Below are 21,895 nucleotides of genomic sequence, written 5' to 3'. Positions count from 1 at the left end.
ATGCAACCGTGAGGTTCAAAAACCAGCCTCGGCCTACGCGTCGCCGTCCCGCGGCACCCCGAATGCGAGCACCGCGGCATCGTCCTCGACTCCCGCGCCCAGCTCGCCGAGCAGACCCCGCACGGCCTCGACGATCTCGGAAGCGCTGGCCGGCGCGTGCCGGCGGGCGAACCGCAGGAGCTCGCCATCGTCGTCGTAACGTTCGACTCCGGGGCCGACACGCGCCTCGGTCACACCATCGGTATAGAGCACCAGGGTGTCGCCGGATCCGAGATGCATTCGGCTGCTGAAGAAGTGAGGGTCTTGGATCATTCCGACGGCCTGACCGCCGATGGTGTCGGCGAAATACGCGTTCCCGTCACCGGTGAGCAGCAACGGGGGCAGGTGACCCGCGCTGGCCAGATCGACGTCGAAACCGTCGCCCCGCGGTGTCAGGTTTCCGTAGACCACGGTGCACAGCCGGTGGCGTTCGATGCCCAGCTGCTGATGCAGCACCGTATTGAGGTTGTGCAGCACCTGCACCGGGACGTCGTCGAAGACCGCGGCCGAACGCAGGACGTAGCGGGTAAGGGTGGTGACCACGGCGGCGTCGACACCCTTGCCCGCGACATCGCCGAGGAAGAAACCCCACGTGTTCGACGACAACGGGAACAGATCGTAGAAATCGCCGCCCACGTCGTCGGCCGATGCAGTGTGGTAGTGATCGGCGGCCTCCAGACCCGGTGGTGGCGACAACAACGGCGGGTGCAGCGAGCGGCGCAGGGTGGCGGCGAACGCGCGTGCACGCTCCTGCTCGGTCTCGGCGCGGCGGCGTTCGGCAAGGAGTTCGCGTTCGTAGGCCCGTCGGTCGGTGGCGTCCACCGCGGTGACGCGCCACAGCTCGGGCGAATCGGCGGTCGCGGTTTTGACGTTGGCGGTCAGGAACATCGGCAGCCGCTCCCCGTCGGAGGCCAACATGTCGACGGTGACACCTTCGAGCGTGCCGGTCATCCGCAGCATCGGAACGAAATGTGTTTCGTAGTGGATTCTTCCGCCGGTGGTCAGGAGATCGGCGAACGCCTTCTCGTGCAGCGCGCCCTTGGGGTAACGCAACCAGCCGACGATGGTGGCATTCGCGCTGACGATGCGACCGTCCGTTGTGAGGATCAGATGCCCGGAGGGCGACTTATCCCAGAAGTCCTCGAAATCCAGGCTGGTCATGGTGTGGCGAACGCGGCGATGGCCGACGCGGTCGCGTCCGGATCGCTCACGTGCGGGCAGTGGCCCATCGCGTCGAGGGTGACCAACCGGCTGCCGGGGATCTGCTGCTGCACGAAGGCGCCGACGGTGCGCGGGGCGATGGCGTCCTGGGTGCACTCGACGATCAGCGTCGGCACCGGGACGTGCGGTAGGTCAGAACGATTGTCCGACAGGAAGGTGGCGCGGGCGAACACCCTGGCGCAGGCCGGGTCGGTCCGGCAGAACGTCTCTTCCAGCTCGGCATGCAGATCGGGGCGGTCGGGGTTGCCCATGATGACCGGCGCCATCGTCTTCGACCACCCGAGGTAGTTCGCGTCGATGGACTCGAGGAGTTCCTCGATATCGCCCTCGGAGAACCCGCCGCGATACTCGCCGTCGTCGATGTAGCGCGGCGACGGGGTCACCATGATGAGTTTGGCGAATCGGCTCGGATCGGCGATGGCCGCCAAGGCGCCGATCATCGACGCCACCGAATGGCCGACGAACACCACGTCGTGCAGGTCGAGCTCGCGCAGGATCTCCAGAACATCGGCCGCGTACCCGGACAGCGTGGAGTACTTCTCGGCGTCCCACGCCGTCGGGTCGGAGGCGCCCGCCCCCACGTGGTCCATCAGCACGATCCGGAAATCGGATTGGAGACGTTCGACCACGGGCCGCCACAAGTTCTGGTCGCAGCCGAACCCATGGGCCAGCAGCAGGACGGGAGCGCCTTCGACGCCCACTGTCTTGATGTTGTTCCTGGCCACTGCGCCCATGGGGAGCAGCATAGAACCAGCCGGTCACTCCGCCTGTTGGAACACCGTGACCGAGCGCGCGGCGACCTTGCGTGATTCACCCGCGGGGATGACCTCATCGCTGGTGCCGACCGGAATCGCGGTGTCGATGACCGTGTGCCACGCCGGCCCGAACTCCTTGGAGGGCAGGGTGAACTCGAGGGGCTCGTGGTGACCGTTGAAGCACACCACGAACGAGTCGTCGGTCACCCGCTGGCCACGCGCGTCCAGGTCGGGGATGCCGTTGCCGTTGAGGTAGACGGCGATCGATTTGCCGAATCCGGTGTCCCAGTCCTCGTCGTTCATCTCCGTCCCATCGGGCCGGAACCAGGAGATGTCGGGTACGCCGGCAGAGCCGCGCTGTCGCACCGGCCGGCCGTTGAAGAACCGGCGCCTGCGAAACACCGGATGTTCGGCGCGCAACGCCGAGACCCGGGCGGCGAAGTCCACCAGTTCCTGATCGGCGTTCTCCCAATCCACCCAGGTGATCTCGTTGTCCTGGCAGTAGCCATTGTTGTTGCCGCCCTGGGTACGCCCGAGCTCGTCGCCGTGGCAGATCATCGGCACACCCTGGGACAGCAGCAGTGTGGTCAGGAAGTTGCGCTCCTGCTGAGCCCGCAGGGCGGTGATCTCCGGATCATCGGTCGGACCCTCCACCCCGCAGTTCCACGACCTGTTGTGGCTCTCGCCGTCGTTGTTGTCCTCACCGTTGGCCTCATTGTGTTTCTCGTTGTAAGACACCAGGTCTCGCAACGTGAAACCGTCGTGGGCGATGACGAAGTTGATCGAGGCGACCGGGCGGCGTGCGCTCTGCTCATAGAGATCCGCCGAACCCGTCAGCCGGGACGCGAACTCGCCGAGGCTTGCCGCCTCACCGCGCCAGAAATCGCGCACGGTGTCGCGGTACTTGCCGTTCCATTCGGTCCACTGCGGCGGGAAGTTACCCACCTGATAGCCGCCGGGCCCGACATCCCACGGCTCGGCGATGAGCTTCACCTGGCTGACCGTCGGATCCTGTTGCACCAGTTCGAAGAATGTCGACAACTTGTCGACATCGTAGAACTCGCGGGCCAGCGTCGACGCCAGGTCGAAACGGAAACCGTCGACGTGCATCTCGGTGACCCAGTACCGCAACGAGTCCATGATCAGCTGCAGCGAATGCGGGTGCCCGACGTTGAGGCTGTTGCCGGTTCCCGTGTAATCCATGTAGTAACGCTTGTCGTCCTCGACGAGCCGGTAATACGCGGCATTGTCGATTCCGCGCATCGACACCGTGGGACCGAGGTGGTTGCCCTCGGCGGTGTGGTTGTAGACCACATCCAGGATCACCTCGATGCCGGCTTCGTGCAGGGTGCGCACCATGGCCTTGAACTCCTGCACCTGACCGCCGGGGGTCCCGCTGCTGGAGTACTTGGAGTCGGGGGCGAAGAAACCGATGGTGTTGTAACCCCAGTAGTTGGACAGGCCCTTGTCGATCAGGGTGGAGTCGTTGGCGAAATGGTGCACCGGCATCAGCTCGATGGCGGTGACCCCGAGCGTCTTGAGGTGATCGATGATCGCCGGGTGACCGATCGCGGCGTACGTCCCGCGGATGGCGTCGGGGATGTCCGGGTGGGTCTCCGTCAGCCCCTTGACGTGCGCCTCGTAGATGAAGCTGTCGGCGTATTCACGCTGCGGCGGGCGGTCGATGCCCCAGTCGAAGAACGGGTTGATCACCACCGACTTCGGCATGCTGGCCGCGGAGTCGTCATCGTTGCGGCTGTCGGGTTCCCCGAAGTCGTAACCGAACAGCGACTGGTCCCATTGGAAGGTCCCGTCGATGGCCTTGGCGTACGGGTCGAGCAGCAGCTTGTTCGGATTGCACCGATCACCGGCGGCGGGGTCATGAGGTCCGTGCACCCGGTACCCGTACCGCTGACCCGGCTCCACGGTCGGCAGGAAGCCGTGCCAGACGAATGCGTCCACCTCGGGCAACCGGTACCGGGTCTCGGTGCCGTCCTCGTCGAAGAGGCACAGGTCCACCCGTTCGGCGACCTCACTGAAGAGCGCGAAATTGGTACCGGAACCGTCGTAGGTCGCCCCGAGGGGGTAGGCCTTGCCGGGCCAGACCTCCTGCTCGACTACCTGGGTGTTCGACGGTGTGGGGGATACCGGCATGGACGTCCTCACTGCTCAACGGCGTACTTCTGAAAAGCGCGGCTCGGCGTTGAGCAGCGGGTTGTATGGGTACCCCGCCGGAGCCGATCGTATGCTGCGAGGTCGGTCACGTCCTGCCGGGCCGCCGGCGCACTCCGGTGCCGTAGCGGCGCGCCTCATCCATCAGCGCGGCGGCCGGCGCGGTGAGATGCCGGGTGCGGCTGACCGCCGCGACGTGCAGATAGGACTCGGGCACGATGCGTTGCACATGGGCACCGGCGCGGCGGGCAGATTCGGTCCACGCCGACGGCATCACCGCGCGGCCGAGCCCGTTGAGCACCATCGGCAGGATGGAGGTCCGATGGGCGATCTCGGCGACGATCATGATCTGCGTGCCGTCGGCGATGACTTCGTCGACCAGCGCGCGCATCAGGGATCCGCGCTGAGAGACGATGAGCCGGCACCCGTCGAGTTCGTCGCGACGGACGGTGGGCTCCGCCGTCACATGGTCGTCGGGGCCGGAGATCAGCACCAACGCCTGGGCTTCCAGCGGCACGACGGTGAGGTCCGGGGCCCGGATGGGTGCGGGTGATCCCAGGATCCCGATCTCGCACGCGCCGCTGCGGACGCTGTCGAGGATCTCCTCGGGGGTGAAGCCCGCCTCGGCATTGAGCGTCACCTCGGGATAGGACGAGGCGAACGCCGTCAGGATGGTGGTCAGCGGCTCCATGCCCGGCGACGGCATGGTGATGAGGTCCACCCGGCCACCGCGCAAACCCTTGAGCGCCCGCACCGCCGCCGTCGCCTCGTCGACGTCGCGCAGCACCGTACGGGCGGATCCGACGAGCACATGGCCTGCTTCGCTGAGGACCACGCCGCGCCCCACGCGATGGAACAGCGGGATGCCGAGTTCCTTCTCGAATGCCGCGATGGCCTGGGACAGGGACGGCTGGGCGATCATCAGCTGCTCGGCGGCCTTGCTGAAACCGCCGTGGTCGACCACCGCCAGGAAGAACCTGAGCTGCCGGACATCCATGCCCACCCCTGGGATCTCGATTGATAGGTAAATCCTATATGCCGAATCGCATCTTCGTCTTGGACCGCGATTGCCGGCGACCCGCCTAATGGACTCCAGAAGCCGTTGTGACCCACACAACAAAGAACGCCCGAGGAGTATCGATGACACAGACATTCAAGATCGCCGCCATCCCCGCCGACGGGGTGGGTAAAGAGGTCGTCGCCGCAGGGCGCCGGGTGCTCGACACCCTGGCCGCCCAGTCCGGCGGCGAGTTCGCTTTCGACTGGACCGAGTTTCCGTGGGGCTGCGAATACTACGAGCAGACCGGCACGATGATGGCCGACGACGGACTGGACATCCTGCAGGCATTCGACGCGATCTACTTCGGCGCGGTCGGTTGGCAGAACGTTCCCGATCACATCAGCCTGTGGGGCCTGCGGCTGAACATCACCCAGAACTTCGATCAGTGGGCGAATATCCGCCCGGTGAAGTTCCTGCCCGGAGTCGTTTCTCCGCTGCGCAAGGCCGACGACACCGACCTCGACTGGATCGTCGTCCGAGAGAACAGCGAGGGCGAGTACGCGGGTCTGGGCGGACGCAACCTCAGCGGCCGTGGGCCGGGCAATGAGGTGGCGCTGCAGACCGCGCTGTTCACCGAGAAGGGCTGCGAACGCATCATGCGGTTCGCGTTCGACCTGGCCCGCACTCGCCGGGTCAAGAAGGTCTCCAGCGTCACCAAGTCCAACGCCCAGCAGTACGGCATGGTGCTGTGGGACGAGGTCTTCAACCGCGTCGCCCTCGACTACCCGGACGTGACGACCGAATCCGTATTGGTGGACGCGATGAGCGCCAAGTTCATCCTGCACCCGGAAGATCTGTCGGTCGTCGTGGCCTCCAACCTCAACGCCGACATCCTGTCCGACCTGGGTTCGGCGCTGGCCGGCAGCCTCGGCGTCGCCGCGAGTGCGAACCTCAACCCGGAACGCCGCTTCCCCAGCATGTTCGAACCCGTGCACGGCTCCGCGCCCGATATCGCGGGTGCAGGTGTCAGCAATCCGATCGGCGCGATCGCCAGCGCTGCGCTGATGCTCGACCACTTCGGCCTTCATGAGCAGGCCCGCCGCGTCGAAGCCGCCATCGAAACCGCCACCGGCAGCGGCGTCCGCACCCGCGACATCGGGGGATCCGCAGGCACGGATGCCATGACCGACGCCATCGTCGACGCTCTGACCCCGGCCCTCACGCCGGCCTGATACTCCTCTGAATCCGAAGGCTGACAACATGATCGATATCGACCCGGCGGATGCGCCGGCCCCGCAGAAGAAGCGGTGGTACAAGCAGTTGTATTTCTGGGTGCTGATCGCCATCGTCCTCGGCGTCCTTGTGGGGTGGCTGTCGCCATCCACCGGTGAGGCCATGGAGCCGATCGGTACGACCTTCATCACCGCCATGAAGATGCTGATCTGCCCGATCGTCTTCCTGACGATCGTCGGCGGCATCGCCAGCGTCGCCGACTTGAAAAAGGTTGGTATGACTGGGATCAAGGCGTTGACCTACTTTCAGATCGGCACCATCCTGGCGATGATCACCGGACTGGTCGCCATCAACCTGTTCCGCCTGGGCGACGGTGTGAACGCCAATCCCGACTCCATCGAAGCCAGCGATTCGGCGCAGAAGCTGATCACCGCGGGCGAAGAGAAACAGTGGTGGGAGTTCATCACCCACCTGGTGCCCGACAGTGTCTTCGGCCCCTTCGTCGAAGGTGACATCCTGCAGGTCATCTTCCTGGCGGTGATCTTCGGCGTCGCACTCAACGCGGTCGGCCAGATCGGCGGGCCTGTGCTCGACGCGGTCAACCGGCTGACCGCGATCGTGTTCAAGGTTCTGGGCTACGTCATGAAGCTGGCGCCGCTCGGTGCGTTCGGGGCGATGGCCTACGCGATCGGCAAGTACGGGGTGTCCACCCTGACCAGCCTCGGCAGCCTGATCCTACTGTTCTACGTGACCTCGGCGCTCTTCGTGTTCGTCGTGCTCGGTTCGGTCATGGCCTACCTGCGGCTCAACATCTTCCACATGCTGCGCTACCTCAAGGAAGAGCTGTTGCTGATCCTTGGGACGTCGACGGCCGAACCGGCGCTGCCGGCGCTCATGCGCAAACTCGAACATGCAGGCGTCAGCAAGCCCACCGTCGGGCTCGTGGTGCCTACCGGGTATAGCTTCAACCTCGACGGGGCAGCGATCTACCTCTCGCTGGCGGCGCTGTACATCGCCCAGGCCACCAACACCGAGCTGTCGATCGGACAGCAGGTGGGTCTGCTCGCGGTGATGTTGTTGACCTCCAAGGGCGCCGCGGGGGTGGCCGGCGGTGGCTTCATCGCGCTGACCGCCACGCTCAGCACCCTGGGCACCATTCCGGCGATCGGCATCATGCTGGTGTTCGGTATCGACAAGTTCATGTCGGAGTGCCGCGCACTGGTGAACTTCATCGGTAACGCGGTGGCCACGCTGTTCGTGGCGAAATGGAACGGCGAGGTCGATATCGACCGGGTCCGAAAGGTATTCGCGGGCAAAGAGGTTCCGTCGTTGCAGGCCGGGGCTAGTGAGCCGACAGTTGAGACCGCGTCTCCCACCGCCAATGGCCAGCCGGTGCTCACCGGCACGGTCGCCGGGCACTGAAGAAAAAGGAGTGGGGCAGTGGTGACCGTTCTGATTGCGCCGGACAAGTTCAAGGGCAGCCTGTCCGCATCCGAGGTGGCGGACACCCTCGCACAGGAACTCTCGGCAGCAGGCCTGGACGTACGCACCCTGCCCCTGGCGGACGGCGGCGACGGTAGCGTCGCCGCCGCCCTGGCCGCCGGTTACACCGCGGACCAGGTCAGCGTTCAGGGCGCGACCGGTCTGGACCATACCGCCGCCATCGCCATCCGCGGTGACACCGCGGTGGTCGAGATCGCCAACACCTGCGGGCTGGGAACCTTGCCGGGAATGGCGTCGGCTGCACTGGACGCCTCGAGTTACGGTTTCGGACAGGCAATTCGACATGCTGCCGACGCGGGCGCTCAGCGCATCGTGCTGGCTCTCGGTGGCAGTGCGAGCAGTGACGCCGGTATCGGGATGCTGGCGGCGCTGGGGTTCCGATACTTCGATCATCTGGGTGCCGAACTACCACCTATCGCTCGGAGTCTCGGCGTCATCCACCGGATCGAATTCACGGGCAGCCTGGGCGCGGAGTTGATCATCGCCTGCGATGTCACCAATCCGCTGCGCGGTCCTGCTGGAGCCGCAGCGGTGTACGGACCTCAGAAGGGCGCTACCGCAGCCGATATCGAGACCCTGGAGAACGGGTACGACAACTTCATCGTCGCGCTGGCGCGTTCAGGATGGGTCGATGCTGCTTCGGTCGCCGAACTGTCGGGGGCAGGTGCCGCCGGCGGCTGCGGTTTCGCAGCGGCATTGCTGGGTGCCCGTATCGTCTCCGGGGCGGGGTTCTTCCTCGATCTGCTCGGCTTTGACCGACACTGCGCACAGGCGGATCTGGTGATCACCGGCGAAGGCCGGCTGGACACTCAGACCCTGTCGGGGAAGCTGCCCGCCGTCGTCGCGCGGCGCGCGTCTCCGAAACCCGTTGTCGCGGTGGTCGGAAAGGACGACCTCGACGGCGGCGGTGGGTCCACGTTTGCCGATGTGTTCGCGGTGTCCCGGTACTCCCGAGGCGATACCGCTACCGACCCGCACGAGACCCGCCGCGCGCTGACATTGATTGCGGCCGAGATCGCGACGGTCGCCGTGCTCGAGAAGGTCAGCGCGACTCGGTGAGCACAGAGGCTGCATCGCGCGTGGTCGGCGCGACAACCGCTTCCAGTCGTACCGCCACCCCGTTGAGCACGGACATACCGGCGAGTGCCTCGAGATCCTCGGGCCGGCTCGAGGTCAGTTCGTTCACGTTGACGCCGGGATTGGAGTTGGCCAGCCGCCAGCCTCCGCCGCGGTGACCCCACCCCTGCGGGATCGCGATGGTGCCGGGGCCGACCTCGTCGGTGATCGTCATTTCCAGTTCGATCGCGCCGGTCGCGGAGACCACCCGCGCGGTGTCACCGTCGGCGATGCCGGCGGCTTCGGCATCGTCGATGTTGATGCGGGCCCGCTGCCGGCGTTTGCCCTTCATCAGGGTCGGGCTGTTGTGCATCCAGCTGTTCTGCGACCTGAGCTCGCGAATGCCGATGGCCGACAACGGAAATTGCGGACTCGTGCTGGGCGCGGTACCCAGTCGCGCGATCTCGCTGATGATCTCGGCGGGGTTCAGGCACACCTTGCCGCCCTTGTGAGCCACCACGTCGGAGAGCACGCCGTGCGGCGCATGTTCGGCCAGCACGATGCCATGCGGATTGTCCCTGAGTTTCTGCGGATTCAGCCCACCCCGGCGCAGCCCGAACCGATCCCCGTATGGACCGATACGCAGCAGCGCGTTCATCATCTTCTGCGGGGTGAGTCGCAGGCCGCGGCGCTCCAGCCATCGCAGCACCGGGTTGAGTGGGGCCAGCGGGCCGGTGGCCAGCAGAGATACGTCCATCCGGGCGGCCAGCTCCTCGAACACTTCCCACTCCGGCCGGGCCTGGCCGTACGGTTCCAGCACCGGCTCGGCGGCCTGCAGGAACACCGTCGGGCAACAGGCGGCGTAGGCCATCGGCATATCGTCGCGTTCCAGGAACGTGGTGCCCGGCAGGATGTAGTCGGCGTGCCGGTTGGTCTCGTTGACGTAGAGGTCGAGCGACACCATCAGGTCCAGCTGTGGCAGCGCGGCGTCCAGGGCGGCGCTGTTGGGTACGGACAGCACCGGGTTGCCGGCGAACACGAACAGCGCGCGCAGCTGACCCACGCCTGGCGTGGTGATCTCATCGGCGATCAGGGCGGCAGGGAAGGAACCGAATACGTCGGGGAAATCGCCGATCCGGGAACGCTTGCTGTTGTATCCGAAGGCACCCGACCGTTCGCCCATGTCCTCGACCGGGATCACCTGATGCGACATCAGCGCCCCGCCGGGCCGGTCCAGATTACCGGTCACCAGGTTGAGCGCGTCGATCAGGAAACTGACCAGGGTGCCGTGATGCCCGAGGCAGGCGCCGGTGCGTCCGTAGGCGACAGCCGTTCGGGCAGTGGTGAAGTCGTGCGCCAGCGCGCGCACGGTCTCGGCGGGCACTCCGGTGCGGATGGCGGTGCCCTCCGGCGGGAAGTCCGCGCACAACGCGCGCAGGGTCTCGACACCGGTCGACTGCGTCGCGATGGCTGGGCGGTTCTCCAGGCCGTCGGCGAACACGACATGCAGCAGCGAGAGCATGAGCCAGGAGTCGGAATCCGGGCGCACCGCCACATGTTCGTAGGCCGCCGCGGTTTCGGTGCGACGCGGATCGACCACGATGATGCGGCCGCCGCGTTTGACGATCGCCGACAGATCGTCCTTGACCCGGGGCGCCCGCAACGCACTGCCATGCGACACCAGGGGATTGGCGCCGAGCATGAACAGGAAGTCGGTGCGCGGCAGGTCGGGGAACGGTATCTGGGTTGCCGCCCCGTACAGCAGCTTGCTGGCCACGTAGCGGCTGTTGATGTCCTGGGACCCGGCCGAGTACATGTGCCCGGACCCGATCCGTTTCATGAACAGGCCCGACCACAGACTCGCGGCGTACCCGAACGCCGACGGGTTTCCGAGGTATTCACCGACCGAGTCACCGCCGTGGGTGTCGAGCACCCCCTGCAGCCTGCGCGCGATATCGCTGAGCGCGGTGTCCCAGCTGACCTCGGCGAAACTGCCGTCGGGTTCGCGGCGCAACGGGTGGAGCACCCGGTCGGGGTCGTTCTGCACATCGGTGAACGCGATGCCCTTGGGGCACGCCCGGCCCTGGGACAGCGGATGGTCCTTATCGGGGCGCAGCGACTGGAGGCGACCGTCCTCGACGGTGGCGATCAGCCCGCACAGCGGCTCACAGATGCGGCAGTAGGTCACCTTCTGCTCGGTGCTCACGCAGGCCTCCTCGATCACCGTGGTGCCGGTCACCGTAAGTCGGCCGAGACGCCACGGGCAAGCATTTGCATAGTGCAAAACGCGCAGGTGTCAGTGGTCGCGCAGGCGCGCGGTGATGGTGTCCGCCGCGGCGCTGACGTTCTCCCCGAGGGTCAGCAGCTCCCGGCCGGTCTTGGGATCGGCCATCGTCAGCACCGACAGGGCGGCCACGGGTGCGCCGCCGGGGTCGAAGCAGGCCGCACTGACCGACAGCGGCACATACACCGCGGCCTCGTCGATGTCCCCGAGCATCAGGTCCGGTGTCATGACCGGTCGCTGCCCACCGATCATGCGTTCGGCCCGGCGGGAACCGTGCACCTCTCCGATCGCGAAATCCGTCATCTCCTGCATCTGGGCTTGCGGTGCCGGTGACAGTTCGACCGAGAATCGGCGATCCCGGATCATCTGCAGGATCCGCCACGTGCGCACGGGGTCGTCGGGGCCGGGTGCGACGCGGCGCAGCCAGGTGTCGACGGTGAACTGGCTCGCCCACGCCGCCAGGACCGCCCCGAGGGGCGGGCCGAATTCGATGTGATCGCCGGCCTGCAACGGGAGATGCCCGGTGTCGGTGCCGTCCGGGTACGTCAGGTCGGCAATCACCAGGTCGTCCGAGGACGGGATGAACAGGCAGGCCGGCACACCGGTGTCCGCGCTCAACCGGAGCATCTCGGGTCGGGCGTAGGTCGCGATCGGCAGGGACGCCTGCGCCGCCGCGCCGACGGCAATGAGGCGCGGCCCCAGCCGGTAGGTCTTGCGTACGCGGTCCTTGACCAGCCAGCCCACCCGGGTGAGCTCGGTGAGCATCGGATGACAGGTGGCGGCGTCCAGGTTGACCAGGCGCGCCAACTCGGTGAGCTGGTACTCGCGATGTGGATCCGCCGCCAGGTACTCGACCATTTCCACGAGACGCTCGGTTTGCGGTGATCTGCGGGCCATTTGGCCCGATCCTATTCGCGAACCCCGGAACATCTCTGCGAAAAGCCCCGTTGGAAGCGATATGGGAATTCGGTTGGGTGCGATCGCGGTGGACTGCCCGGACCCAGCGGCACTTGGTGACTTCTACCGCGATGTCCTGGGAGCTGAGGTGGTGCGGTCGACACCGGATCTGGCGGTGTTACGCGCACCGGGCATCCTGTTGACCTTCGAACGGATCGAGAATCACCTGCCCCCGACCTGGCCGGGCGGGCGGACGCCGAAGCAACTGCACCTCGATCTCGCGGTCGACGACCTGGACGCCGAGGAGGCCCGGATCATCGCGTTGGGCGCCACCAAGGCCGACGTCCAACCCGATCGGGACAACTGGCGCGTCCTGATCGACCCGGCGGGTCACCCGTTCTGTATCACGGTGATGTTCCCGGCACCGGCGTGACCTGGGCTCAGACGCGCACGGCCACCGACACTCGGCTTCTCACCGGCTCGGAGCCGAGGTGGTGCTGCGTTCCACGATTGCGGCGATCTGGTTGCGGCTCAACTGAATAGCGGCGGCGCTCTCGTCCAGGCGCGCCATTTCTCCGCGCAGCGCCGTCAGTAGCCGGGCACATGGCTCCACCCGGGGGGTGGCGTCCACGGTGCAGGGCAGCACCTGCCGGACGAGGTCCAGCGTCATTCCGGCGCCCAGCAGTGCCTTGATCTTGTGCACGGTCGCGACGGCGGCAGCATCGTAGGTGCGGTAGCCGTTCGCGGCGCGCGCCGATATCAGAAGGCCTTCATCCTCGTAGTGACGCAACGAGCGCCGGCTGGCGCCGGTGAGCGCGGCGAGTCCCCCGATCAGCACGTCGAATCCTCCACAGGCTCTTGACCCTCACACTGATGGCAACGTTGACCATAGTGCCATGGATATCGGAATCTTCACCGCGGCCAATGCTGACAGTCTGGCTCCCACGACGCTGGCCCGCGAGATCGAACAGCGCGGTTTCGAGTCGATGTTCGTGCCCGAACACACGCACATACCGGTCGAGTTCGAGACGCCGACGCCGACGGGTGACCCGCTGCCTGCGGAGTATGCACGAAACTTCGATCCGTTCGTGCTGCTGGCTGCCGCCGCGGCGGTCACTTCGTCGCTGCGACTCGGTACGGCCGTCACCCTTCTGGCACAACGTGATCCGATCCTGTTCGCCAAGGAAGTGGCCAGCCTGGACGTACTGTCCGCGGGCCGGGTGGAACTGGGCGTCGGAGCGGGGTGGCTGCGGGAGGAGATGCGCAACCACGGCACCGACCCGCGAATTCGGGTACGGCTGGTCTCCGAACGGCTACGGGCGGCACAGCAGATCTGGAACAACGACGAAGCCGAGTTTCACGGCGAACACGTCGATTTCGACAGGATTCTGTCCTGGCCGAAGCCGGTTCAGCTCCCGCGGCCACCGCTGCTGCTCGGGGGTTGGGGACCGAGCACCTTTACCCGGGTGGTCGCAGAAGCCGATGGGTGGCTGGCACCACCAGACGTGCCGGCCATCCGGCTCGCCGGAGCCATCCGCGAACTGCAGGACCTTGCCGCCCACAACGGTCGGTCCCCGGTCACCGTCGTCGCACTCACCAACGACCCGTCGGCAGCGCAACTCGACCAGTATGCCGAAGCAGGTGTCTCACGGACACTGCTCGCGGCGATGCCGACGCCCGACCACGGTGCGGCGCTGCGCCTCCTGGACAGTCACGCCTCGTTGCTCTGAGTCCGCACCACCCGCTCCAGCCACGCCACCGTCGGCGGTCCGACCTGCGGAAGTGCCGATTCGGCGATGATCCAGTGCGGCAGGCCGGGATACACGTGGTGCTCGGCGCGGTAGCGCGCCGCGAGGCGGCGGGACATCCAGGGGGCGACGTTTCGGTCGGCGCCGGCACTGGCGCACAGCACGGGACACGTCACGTCCGCCGGGTCGACATGCATGATGGGCAATCCGAGCGACATGGTCCGGAACACCCGCCCGGAGTCGCGAACCAGTCTGGGAATCACCATGTCTCGCTCCGCCACCGGCAAGGTGTTGAGCGGGACGGCATGCATGGTGGCGGTCGAGGGCCGGAACGGTCGCCCCGCCAGGATCGCCGGAAGCACCGGGAACAGGTGGGGAATCGAGCGCAGTTGCGGCCACAGCACACCGGACGGGACCGACGCGAGCATGATCAGGGCGACACAGTCGCGGGCCGCGGCCACCTTCTGCGCTACGAAACCACCGAAGCTGTGCCCGATCACGACGGCCGGCTCCCCGATCGCGTCGTAGGCGCGCAGGGCGACGTCCACGCATTCTGCGACACCGGTTTTAGCCAGGATGCGGTCATCGGAAGGATCGCGGCCGGGGAAGGCGGGTACATGGCAGTGGTAGCCCGCCTCGCCCAGGAAACGCGCCCATGGTTCGAGCAGGCCGGGACTTCCGAACACGCCGTGCAGCAGTAGAACTGGTGGCTTGGTCATGGTCCCCATGATCATGCGGGCCGCGTCGCGGTTCAATTACCTCAGAGGTAGGCGGTCAGCATCCGGTAGCCGAGGTCCAGCGGTCAAGAGACCGCCATCCACACACCGAGTGCCACCATCACCACCGCGATGATCCCGTCCAGGACACGCCAGGTGGACGGATTCGCGAACAGCCCGGCCAGTTTGCGCGCACCGAGACCCAGACCGGTGAACCACAGCGCGCTGGCTGCGACCGCTCCGGCACCGAAAAGCCAACGCTGCTCCTGATGTTCGTTGGCCAGTGACCCGAGCAGCACGACCGTGTCGAGGTAGACATGCGGGTTCAGCCAGGTCAGCGCTGCCGCGGTGAGCAGCACCTCCACCAACCGGGCCGGGGTCTCGTCCGATGGGTCCAACACACCCGGCCGGAGCGCGCGGCGGGCGGCCAGCGCCCCGTAGCCGAGCAGGAAGGTGGCCCCACCGATCTTGGCGATCGTCATCGCGGTCGGATGCGCGGTGATCAATGCGCCCACGCCGGCGATCCCGGCGGCGATCAGGATCAGGTCTGACACTGTGCACAGCGCGATCACCGGCACCACATGCTCGCCGCGGATGCCCTGACGGAGCACGAACGCGTTCTGCGCGCCGATCGCGGCGATCAACGCCATGGTGGTGAGGAAACCGATGAAGACAGGTGAAGCCATGCGATTGACGGTAGGTCGCCGACCAGATCAAGTACAGCTAAGGATTCTTACCCAGCATTAGCGGCATTAATGTGAGCCTTTCATTCCGGCGTCGCGGTCTCGGGCAGTTCCTGTAGGTAGACGATGCGGTGCTGGTTCCCGCCGTTCTTCCGAGCCGTCTGCACGGCCTCGCCGGCGATCTTCAGCAGCGCGGCGGTGACGTCGGTGGGCGCCATCGCGGACAGCGGTCCCAGCGGCGTGACCACGGCCCCCACACTGGCCGTGAGCTCGCGGGCGGTGGCGGGCACGCCGGCATTGATCCGTTCGCACAACGGATCGGGGGCGCGGGTGTTGAAGACGTCGGCCAGCACGAATTCGGCATCGGCGGTATGGGCCAGCACGGTGTCGCGGCGCGCCGTCTCCCGCAGCATCTGCGCGATCAGCACCCGCAGTTGCCGGGCCCTGCCGTCGCCGGCCATCTCGGTGACGGCGCCGAAACTGTCCAGCTCGATCGCGACGATCACCAGATAGCGGTCATCGGTGCGGCCGCGCGCCGCGATGGTGATGGCCACGCCGTCGTCGAAGCCTTCCCGGCTGAGCAGCCCGGTGATGGGTTCGATGGCGCCGGTGAACATGTCCGCGTCGATGAGGCCGATGAGGGCGCGCACCACGAAGGTCATGAACACGATGCTCAGGGCGATGGTGAGGCTCAGGCCGAGCGCCACCGCCGGGTCGGTGCGCCCGAGCCAGTACCCGGTGACGCCGATGACGGTTCCCGCGGCGGCCAGTACGTAGGCGACGAACTGCCCGGTATGGAACACCGTGGCGTACGTCGCGACGGCGGAGAACACCGCAGCGCCCATCAGCCCGAGCAGTGGGTGCGGCATCAGCAGACACGTGGCGACCCCCAGCGCCGTCCCGACGATCACGCAGGCCGTCGACTGGCGTTTGGTCGGCCAGACGCCGCGCAACCAGAACAGGCCGAGCAGGATGCTGACGACGGTGATCGCGGCACCGGCTGCGCGCAGCGGCCACTGTGAGGAGTTGGTGGAGCCGAACAGGATGAGAGCCGGGGCCAGGCCGCCGATCATCATCCACGCGGCGATGAATCGGGACGTCGCGACACGGGCGCCGCGGGCGTCGAGGCGCGAGGTCATCCAGTGGTAGTGATCGGGGTGGCGGGGGTCTTGCCAGCTGGGGGCCGTCATGAGGACGGCCGACATGGAACAGGCACAGAAACGCCGACCGCCCCCTCCGTGCTCATCCCCACCGTCCGCAGCCTAGTCGAGCACTGGAATGTCCGGACATCAAAACGATGTCTGGGAGTCCGGGCCGGCGGACCGCACTCGTCGAAAATCGCTCGCCGGCGCCCCGTCGGGCATGCGACGCTGCGACCGTGGACATGCACCCGGGCCAGCTGTCGGTGCCGCCGGCCACGGTGCGGCGTCTCGTCGCCGAGCAGTTCCCGCAGTGGCAGCATCTGCCGGTCCGGCCGGTACCGAGTCCCGGCACCGTCAATGCCATCTTCCGGATCGGCGACGACTTCGTCGCGCGCTTCCCGCTGCTGGCCGACGATGGTGCCGAAGCGGTGCGCGGGCACCTGAACGCCGAGGTGTCTGCGGCCGAAGAACTGGCCGGCCGCACCCGGTTCGCCACGCCGCGGCCCGTCGCGCTCGGTGTCCCCGGAGCCGGCTATCCGTTGCCCTGGTTGGTCAACACCTGGGTACCGGGTGTGCCGGCCACCGCGGACAGTCACCGGGATTCGGCGAGGTTCGCCGAGGACCTCGGCGATTTCATCGACGCCGTCCGAACCCTGGATGCTCGCGGGCGGACCTATGACGGGGACGGGCGCGGCGGCGATCTGCTGTCCCACGACGAGTGGATGCAGGAATGCCTGGCCCACAGTGAGGGGCTGCTCGATGTCGCCACGCTGCGCGCGGTCTGGGCGGAGATGCGTGATCTGCCGCGCGGCGACACTCCCGATGTGATGAGCCATTGCGACCTCATCCCGCCCAATCTGCTGTTTGCGGAGGAACGTCTGATCGGTGTGCTGGACGTCGGCGGTCTGGGGGCGGCCGACCCGGCCCTCGACCTGGTGAGTGCCTGGCACCTCTTCGAGGCTGCGCCGCGTCGAGTCCTGCGGGATCGTCTGGGCAGTGACGACGCCGAGTGGGAGCGCGGGCGGGCCTGGGCTTTCGAACAGGCGATGGGGGTGGTCTGGTACTACGTGCAGAGCAGCCCGGCGATGAGCGCGGGGTGTCGGCGCACCCTGGAACGCATCGTCTCGGATATCCGTTCCTGACCCGGTCATCTGCGCCTACAGTCCGGGTGATGAAGTACAAGATCGATCCCGCCGCGCTGGCCGGCGTCGCCGCACAGGTCGCCGGAAGGAGCAGCGCGGATCTCATTCCCGAAGCCCTGCGGCAGCTTTCGCGGGCGTACCCGGATCTGATCGACCCGCTGCCGGGCCGATGGGTCGGCAGCAAGGCCGGCGGGGTGCTCGGCAAGGTCCGCTTCCTGTACTTCAGTCCGCGCGAGTACGTCGTCATCTTCGGTTCACCCACTGGCACACAGGGCTTTTCGGGTCGATACAAGCACGTCGACATCCACAAGTTCCTGCTCGCCGGCCAGATCGACTCTTATGACCTGGACTCCGATGACACCGCACCGCTGCCGCCCCTGCTGCCGGGCCACGGCGCCTGCCTGGAGCGCGGCCACGCCCGCGGCCTGACGATCCACCCTGGCTCCTGGCATATCGAGTACGGCCGCGGCGCGGTCGCCACCACCCTGCCGTTCGCCATGGTGGACACCCTGTTGGTCTCGCTGGAGTTCGAGTCGGTGCGTAAATCCACTGTCGAGTTCGGCAAGCTCGTGCGCCGGCGCGCCCATACCCGGAAGCGCTGAGCAGACGCGGCCCGCTTTCACGATTACCCCGCGTCCAGAACGGGCACCACTGAGTAATCAGGTTTGGTGACCTGCGTCACATGGCGTGGGCTCGATGCGGGGAGAGGCCATGACCACAGAGCACTCTGCGAAAAAGACCGACGTCGACGCTGCCCTGATGGGCGGATCCACCTACCGCAGTCTCGGTGAACAGCGGCTCAGCCCGGGCGAGGAGCGCTTCGAGAAGGGACGGCGCACGGTCGGCCTGTTCCTCGCGCCGGTGGTGGCGGTCGCTTTCCTGGTGCTGCCCATGAACATCCCGCCTCAGCAGCAGACGCTCGCGGGCGTGCTGCTGGGCGTCATCGTGCTGTGGGTGACCGAAGCCGTCCCCATCCCGATCGGCGGGCTGCTGGGCGTCGCCGTCATCGTCTTCCTGGGCGTCGCACCGGCCGACGACGTGCTCGGGCCCTTCGGCTCTTCGACCGTCTTCACCTTCATCGGCGCGTTCATCCTCGCCCAGGCGATGCTCAAGCACGGCCTGGCTCGTCGGTTCGCGTTCAAGATCCTCGCGCTGCCGCGCGTCGGACAGTCCACCACCGGTGTGATCGTCGCGTTCGGCGCCATCACATGTCTGCTGTCGGCGTTCGTGTCCAACACCGCGACGGTCGCGATGCTGCTGCCCACGGCCATCGGAATCCTCGGGGTCATCGCGAAAATCCTTCAGGTGCAGGGAAAGGTCGCCGACGACTTTGACCCGCTGCGCCTGAGGGTCGGCGCCGCGCTGATGCTCATGCTCGCCTACTCGGCCAGTGTCGGTGGGCTGCTGACTCCCGTCGGCAGCCCGCCCAACCTGATCGGGCGTGGACTCATCGAAGAGGCCACCGGCGAGAAGATCAGTTTCGGTCAGTGGATGGTCATGGCGGCACCCATCTGCCTGGCGATGTTCGTGGTGCTGGCCATCGTGTTGATCACGTTGAACAAGCCCGAGCTCAAACGCATCGAAGGGGTGTCGGACTACATCGCCGAACAACGCGCCGAGATGGGCGATCTGTCCCGCGCCGAGAAGAACACCCTGGTCGCGTTCGGCATCACGGTGTCGCTGTGGATCCTGCCCGGCATCATCGCACTGATCTTCGGCAACGATTCCGACGTCTACACGGCGGTCAGCGACCGTTTGGACGAAGGAACGGTCGCGGTGTTCGGCGCGGCACTGCTCTTCCTGCTGCCCACCGATTGGGAACAGCGCGAGTTCACCCTTCGGTGGAAGGATGCCGCAGCCATCGACTGGGGCACGATCGTGCTGTTCGGTACCGGCATCATCTTCGGTTCACTGCTGGCCGACACCGGGCTCGCCGAGACCATCGGTAACTCGGTGGCAGAATCGTTGGGCCTGACGAGCGTCGTGGCCATCACGATCTTCGCCGTCTTGCTGGCCATCGTGGTCTCCGAGACGACCAGCAACACCGCCTCGGCCGCGGTGGTGGTGCCGATCATCATCCCGATCGCGGTCGCCGCCGGCGTCAACCCCTTCGTGCCCGCCCTGGCCGCCACCTTCGCAGCATCGTTCGGGTTCATGCTGCCGGTCTCCACGCCGCAGAACGCCATCGTCTACGGCTCCGGCGCGGTGCCGATCACGACCATGATCCGTTCCGGGGTGACCTTCGACATCGCCGGAGCCATCCTCATCGTGCTGCTCCTGCCGGCGATGGTCGCGGTGCTGGGACTCGGCGCGTGAACGCGCAGCGCATCGCCGTCATCCCGGGCGACGGCATCGGTGGCGAAGTGATCGACGCCGCCCGCGAAGTGCTGGACGCGGTCACCGCGCGGCATGCAATCTCGTTGGAATACCGCGAGTTCGACTGGTCCTGCCGGCGGTTCGAGCGCGAGGGATCGATGATGCCCGCCGACGGCATCGAGACACTCCGCGAGTTCGACGCGATCTTCCTGGGTGCGGTCGGCTGGGCCGGGGTACCCGACCACGTCTCGCTGTGGGGGCTGCTGATCCCGATCCGCCGGGCCTTTCGGCAGTACGTCAACCTGCGGCCGATCAAGGTCTTCACCGGTGTGCAGAGCCCACTGCGCGGCGCCGACGACGTCGACTTCGTCGTCGTCCGCGAGAATGTCGAGGGGGAGTACAGCGAGGTCGGTGGTCGGCTGAACCGCGGGTTCCCCGACGAGATGGCGGTCCAGGAATCGGTTTTCACTCGGGTCGGGGTCAGTCGGATCGCCGACTTCGCCTTCGAGCTCGCGATGACACGCGGTAAGTACGTGACGTCGGCGACGAAATCGAACGGCATCGTGCACACCCTGCCGTTCTGGGATGAGGTCGTTGCCGAGCGCGGGGCGCGCTACCCGGAGGTCCGGCTCGACAGCGAGCACATCGACGCGTTGGCGGCGAAGTTCGTCCTGCAGCCGCAGCGTTTTGATGTGGTGGTCGCGTCAAACCTGTTCGGCGACATCCTCTCCGACCTGGCCGCCGCCGTGGCGGGTTCGATCGGCATTGCACCGTCGGCCAACCTGGATCCGACGAAGCAGAACCCCTCGATGTTCGAACCCGTCCACGGATCTGCGCCGGACATCGCCGGACGGGGTATCGCCAACCCCATCGGTGCGGTGTGGTCGGCGGCGCTGATGCTCGAACATCTCGGGCACGCCGCCGCGGCCGATGACGTGATGACCGCCATGGCCGCGACCCTCGCTGAGCCAGGCATGCGCACAGCAGATCTCGGAGGTACGGCGTCGACCGCCGAGGTGACCGCTGCGCTGATCGCCGCGCTGCCCTCTTCTACTTGAGCATGCTCCCGGCATCGACCGTCACGGGAAGTCCTGTCACGTAGCGTGATTCATCGGATGCAAGGAACAGCACGGCATTGCTGATGTCGACCGGTTCCACCCAGCCGACCGGCAGAACGTGCATGAACTGCGCCGCGACGGCGAGATCGTCGGGGCCCGGGTTCTCCAGATCGGGGCGGAACAGCTTCATCGTCCCTTCGTTCATGAACATCGGTGTGTTCACGTTGGTGGGGCAGACGGCGTTGACCCGGATGGAATGCTGGCCGAGCTCCACGGCGAAGGTGCGCATCAGGCCGATGACACCGTGCTTGGCCGCGATGTAGTGACCGGTGTTCGGGTAGGCCTTGAGGCCGCCGACCGAGCTGGTCAGCACGATCGATCCGCCGTGGCCGCCGGAGATCAGATGCGGTACAGCGGCTTTGACCGATTTCCAGACCCCGGAGAGGTTGACGCCGATCATATCGTCCCAGTCGGCTTCGCTGGTCTTGTCCAGCGTCTGACCGCCGTTGCCGATGCCGGCATTGGCAACGATGATATCGAGACGGCCCAACTGTTCCACGCCACTGTCCACCGCGGACTGCAGGGCATCGAAGTCGCGGACGTCGACCTGGGCGGTGACGATTCGGCGATTCAGTCCCTTGACGAGGTCGGCGGTCTGCGCCAGATCGTCGGGGCTCGACGGTGCGATCTGGCTGTCGGCACTGATCGGACCGCAGACATCCACCGCGATGATGTCGGCGCCCTCCTCGGCCAGTCGGACCGCATGACTGCGACCCTGACCGCGCGCGGCGCCGGTGATGAAGGCGACCTTGCCTTCGACTCGGCCTGTACCCATGTGGCCACCTCGATTCTGTGCGTCGATCGATCGACCAATTTTGTCGATCGATCAGGAAGCGTGGCATCGATCTGGGAGACTGTCAACCAGTGTGC

Annotated in this window: 20 protein-coding genes; 9 read left to right on the top strand and 11 right to left on the bottom strand. The window is 66.6% G+C overall.

What is annotated here, in order from left to right:
• Nucleotides 1-33 precede the first annotated feature (33 nt).
• The 4 genes from ASE48_RS28600 to ASE48_RS28585 form a co-directional block, all read right to left on the bottom strand.
• Complete coding sequence (locus ASE48_RS28600) at nucleotides 34-1,200, bottom strand: SpoIIE family protein phosphatase (protein WP_057170520.1); 1,167 nt, start codon at nucleotides 1,198-1,200, stop codon at nucleotides 34-36.
• Entirely contained in the window at nucleotides 1,197-1,994 is a 798-nt protein-coding gene (locus tag ASE48_RS28595) for an alpha/beta fold hydrolase (protein ID WP_057170519.1), read from the bottom strand. Before ASE48_RS28595 ends, ASE48_RS28600 begins: the two co-directional genes overlap by 4 nt.
• A gap of 24 nt (nucleotides 1,995-2,018) precedes the next feature.
• Nucleotides 2,019-4,169 carry a glycogen debranching protein GlgX gene (glgX, locus tag ASE48_RS28590; RefSeq protein ID WP_057170518.1) on the bottom strand — a complete coding sequence of 717 codons (2,151 nt, stop codon included), beginning with the start codon at nucleotides 4,167-4,169 and terminating at the stop codon, nucleotides 2,019-2,021.
• Nucleotides 4,170-4,275: 106 nt separating this feature from the next.
• Nucleotides 4,276-5,184 carry a LysR family transcriptional regulator gene (locus tag ASE48_RS28585; RefSeq protein ID WP_057170517.1) on the bottom strand — a complete coding sequence of 303 codons (909 nt, stop codon included), beginning with the start codon at nucleotides 5,182-5,184 and terminating at the stop codon, nucleotides 4,276-4,278.
• Nucleotides 5,185-5,327: 143 nt separating this feature from the next.
• Here ASE48_RS28585 and ASE48_RS28580 point away from each other — a divergent pair, with 143 nt between their 5' ends.
• Genes ASE48_RS28580 through ASE48_RS28570 form a run of 3 tightly spaced genes read left to right on the top strand, consistent with a single transcriptional unit; the run spans nucleotide 5,328 to nucleotide 8,982 of the window.
• Nucleotides 5,328-6,419, top strand: coding sequence for a tartrate dehydrogenase (locus ASE48_RS28580; protein ID WP_057170516.1), 1,092 nt, complete (start codon nucleotides 5,328-5,330; stop codon nucleotides 6,417-6,419).
• Between the two features lie 28 nt (nucleotides 6,420-6,447).
• Nucleotides 6,448-7,842, top strand: a complete 1,395-nt coding sequence (dctA, locus tag ASE48_RS28575; RefSeq protein ID WP_057170515.1) for a C4-dicarboxylate transporter DctA — start codon at nucleotides 6,448-6,450, stop codon at nucleotides 7,840-7,842.
• Between the two features lie 21 nt (nucleotides 7,843-7,863).
• A complete protein-coding gene (locus ASE48_RS28570) occupies nucleotides 7,864-8,982 on the top strand; it encodes a glycerate kinase (protein WP_057170735.1) in 1,119 nt (372 codons plus the stop codon).
• Here ASE48_RS28570 and ASE48_RS28565 read toward each other — a convergent pair.
• Nucleotides 8,966-11,218, bottom strand: a complete 2,253-nt coding sequence (locus tag ASE48_RS28565) for a molybdopterin-dependent oxidoreductase (RefSeq protein ID WP_442928775.1) — start codon at nucleotides 11,216-11,218, stop codon at nucleotides 8,966-8,968. The genes ASE48_RS28570 and ASE48_RS28565 overlap by 17 nt on opposite strands.
• A 57-nt stretch (nucleotides 11,219-11,275) precedes the next feature.
• Complete coding sequence (locus ASE48_RS28560; RefSeq protein WP_162264284.1) at nucleotides 11,276-12,127, bottom strand: IclR family transcriptional regulator; 852 nt, start codon at nucleotides 12,125-12,127, stop codon at nucleotides 11,276-11,278.
• 94 nt (nucleotides 12,128-12,221) lie between these two features.
• Between ASE48_RS28560 and ASE48_RS28555 the strand changes: the two genes are divergently transcribed.
• Nucleotides 12,222-12,593: a VOC family protein gene (locus ASE48_RS28555; RefSeq protein WP_057170513.1), complete on the top strand. Its 372-nt coding sequence runs from the start codon at nucleotides 12,222-12,224 to the stop codon at nucleotides 12,591-12,593.
• A gap of 39 nt (nucleotides 12,594-12,632) precedes the next feature.
• On the opposite strand, the gene ASE48_RS28550 is transcribed toward ASE48_RS28555, so the two are convergent.
• Nucleotides 12,633-12,998, bottom strand: a complete 366-nt coding sequence (locus ASE48_RS28550) for a MerR family transcriptional regulator (protein ID WP_057170512.1) — start codon at nucleotides 12,996-12,998, stop codon at nucleotides 12,633-12,635.
• A gap of 58 nt (nucleotides 12,999-13,056) precedes the next feature.
• Between ASE48_RS28550 and ASE48_RS28545 the strand changes: the two genes are divergently transcribed.
• A complete protein-coding gene (locus ASE48_RS28545) occupies nucleotides 13,057-13,890 on the top strand; it encodes an LLM class F420-dependent oxidoreductase (protein ID WP_057170511.1) in 834 nt (277 codons plus the stop codon).
• Here the strand turns inward: ASE48_RS28545 and ASE48_RS28540 are convergent.
• The 3 genes from ASE48_RS28540 to ASE48_RS28530 form a co-directional block, all read right to left on the bottom strand.
• The gene (locus ASE48_RS28540; RefSeq protein ID WP_162264283.1) at nucleotides 13,872-14,627 is read right to left on the bottom strand and encodes an alpha/beta hydrolase; all 756 of its coding nucleotides are present in this window, start codon (nucleotides 14,625-14,627) and stop codon (nucleotides 13,872-13,874) included. The genes ASE48_RS28545 and ASE48_RS28540 overlap by 19 nt on opposite strands.
• Nucleotides 14,628-14,710: 83 nt before the next feature.
• Nucleotides 14,711-15,310, bottom strand: coding sequence for an L-lysine exporter (gene lysE, locus ASE48_RS28535; RefSeq protein WP_057170509.1), 600 nt, complete (start codon nucleotides 15,308-15,310; stop codon nucleotides 14,711-14,713).
• 80 nt (nucleotides 15,311-15,390) lie between these two features.
• Nucleotides 15,391-16,497, bottom strand: coding sequence for a diguanylate cyclase domain-containing protein (locus tag ASE48_RS28530; RefSeq protein WP_162264282.1), 1,107 nt, complete (start codon nucleotides 16,495-16,497; stop codon nucleotides 15,391-15,393).
• Between the two features lie 194 nt (nucleotides 16,498-16,691).
• Here ASE48_RS28530 and ASE48_RS28525 point away from each other — a divergent pair, with 194 nt between their 5' ends.
• The 4 genes from ASE48_RS28525 (at nucleotide 16,692) to ASE48_RS28510 (ending at nucleotide 20,965) form a co-directional block, all read left to right on the top strand.
• Nucleotides 16,692-17,591, top strand: a complete 900-nt coding sequence (locus tag ASE48_RS28525) for an aminoglycoside phosphotransferase family protein (protein WP_057170733.1) — start codon at nucleotides 16,692-16,694, stop codon at nucleotides 17,589-17,591.
• 29 nt (nucleotides 17,592-17,620) lie between these two features.
• Nucleotides 17,621-18,193: an isomerase gene (locus tag ASE48_RS28520; RefSeq protein ID WP_057170507.1), complete on the top strand. Its 573-nt coding sequence runs from the start codon at nucleotides 17,621-17,623 to the stop codon at nucleotides 18,191-18,193.
• A gap of 109 nt (nucleotides 18,194-18,302) precedes the next feature.
• Nucleotides 18,303-19,907: an SLC13 family permease gene (locus ASE48_RS28515; protein WP_057170506.1), complete on the top strand. Its 1,605-nt coding sequence runs from the start codon at nucleotides 18,303-18,305 to the stop codon at nucleotides 19,905-19,907.
• A complete protein-coding gene (locus tag ASE48_RS28510) occupies nucleotides 19,904-20,965 on the top strand; it encodes a tartrate dehydrogenase (RefSeq protein WP_057170505.1) in 1,062 nt (353 codons plus the stop codon). The genes ASE48_RS28515 and ASE48_RS28510 overlap by 4 nt, the downstream gene beginning before the upstream one ends.
• Here the strand turns inward: ASE48_RS28510 and ASE48_RS28505 are convergent.
• Entirely contained in the window at nucleotides 20,958-21,800 is an 843-nt protein-coding gene (locus tag ASE48_RS28505) for a mycofactocin-coupled SDR family oxidoreductase (protein WP_057170504.1), read from the bottom strand. The genes ASE48_RS28510 and ASE48_RS28505 overlap by 8 nt on opposite strands.
• Between the last annotated feature and the right edge of the window lie 95 nt (nucleotides 21,801-21,895).

Origin of the sequence: Mycobacterium sp. Root265, assembly GCF_001428895.1 — a bacterium.
Taxonomy (GTDB): Bacteria; Actinomycetota; Actinomycetes; order Mycobacteriales; family Mycobacteriaceae; genus Mycobacterium.
Note: the sequence above shows the minus strand (reverse complement) of the source record. Positions and strands in the feature narration are given on the sequence as shown.